Annotated in this window: 1 tRNA gene and 2 rRNA genes; all 3 read left to right on the plus strand. The window is 49.7% G+C overall.

The annotated features are described in order from the left end of the window. Window positions 1–696, plus strand: a 16S ribosomal RNA gene (locus Q0852_RS23565); the annotation flags it as partial. A 92-nt stretch (window positions 697–788) separates the two neighbouring features. Further along, window positions 789–864: transfer RNA gene (locus Q0852_RS23570), tRNA-Glu, on the plus strand. Window positions 865–1126: 262 nt separating this feature from the next. Next, a 23S ribosomal RNA gene (locus Q0852_RS23575) occupies window positions 1127–1402 on the plus strand; the annotation flags it as partial.

Below are 1402 nucleotides of genomic sequence, written 5' to 3' on the forward strand. Positions count from 1 at the left end.
CACTGGCTTTCGGAGCTAACGCGTTAAGTAGACCGCCTGGGGAGTACGGTCGCAAGATTAAAACTCAAATGAATTGACGGGGGCCCGCACAAGCGGTGGAGCATGTGGTTTAATTCGATGCAACGCGAAGAACCTTACCTACTCTTGACATCCAGAGAATCCTTTAGAGATAGAGGAGTGCCTTCGGGAGCTCTGAGACAGGTGCTGCATGGCTGTCGTCAGCTCGTGTTGTGAAATGTTGGGTTAAGTCCCGCAACGAGCGCAACCCTTATCCTTGTTTGCCAGCACTTCGGGTGGGAACTCCAGGGAGACTGCCGGTGATAAACCGGAGGAAGGTGGGGACGACGTCAAGTCATCATGGCCCTTACGAGTAGGGCTACACACGTGCTACAATGGCGTATACAGAGGGCTGCCAACCTGCGAAGGTGAGCGAATCCCAGAAAGTACGTCGTAGTCCGGATTGGAGTCTGCAACTCGACTCCATGAAGTCGGAATCGCTAGTAATCGTGGATCAGAATGCCACGGTGAATACGTTCCCGGGCCTTGTACACACCGCCCGTCACACCATGGGAGTGGGCTGCACCAGAAGTAGATAGCTTAACCTTCGGGGGGGCGTTTACCACGGTGTGGTTCATGACTGGGGTGAAGTCGTAACAAGGTAGCCCTAGGGGAACCTGGGGCTGGATCACCTCCTTAACGATATGACTTACGCTTTGCGTAGTGTCCACACAGATTGCTTGGTTAAAAAGTAAAAGAACATGTTCAGGTACCCAAACCTGAAATACTTAGTCCCGTTCGTCTAGAGGCCTAGGACACCGCCCTTTCACGGCGGTAACAGGGGTTCGACTCCCCTACGGGACGCCACTTTCTAAACACATTCTCAGAATGTTGTTAGAAAGTGGTTCAATCTCATCGGAGATAATGAAACACATGCTCTTTAACAATCTGGAAAGCTGACTAGTAAATTGAATCGTTAGATTCAATTAAAATGTTCTTCGAAAGAAGAACGAGTTCTCAAGCAAACACATTCAAGTGTCTTGTGTAGAGTCCGGCGAAAAACCAATTCTCTCCTTATCAGAGAGATAAACCTTGGTTGTTTGAACATACAGACCTCTTGGGGTTGTATGGTTAAGTGACTAAGCGTACACGGTGGATGCCTTGGCAGTCAGAGGCGATGAAGGACGTGCTAACCTGCGATAAGCCGAGAGAAGATGGTAAGAATCACAATACTCTCGGATTTCCGAATGGGGAAACCCACTTGCATAAGCAAGTATCATAACGTGAATACATAGCGTTGTGAGGCGAACCGGGGGAACTGAAACATCTAAGTACCCCGAGGAACAGAAATCAACCGAGATTCCGGCAGTAGCGGCGAGCGAAACCGGATTAGCCCTTAAGCTAG

Source organism: uncultured Photobacterium sp. (genome assembly GCF_947502415.1).
Lineage (GTDB): Bacteria > Pseudomonadota > Gammaproteobacteria > Enterobacterales > Vibrionaceae > Photobacterium.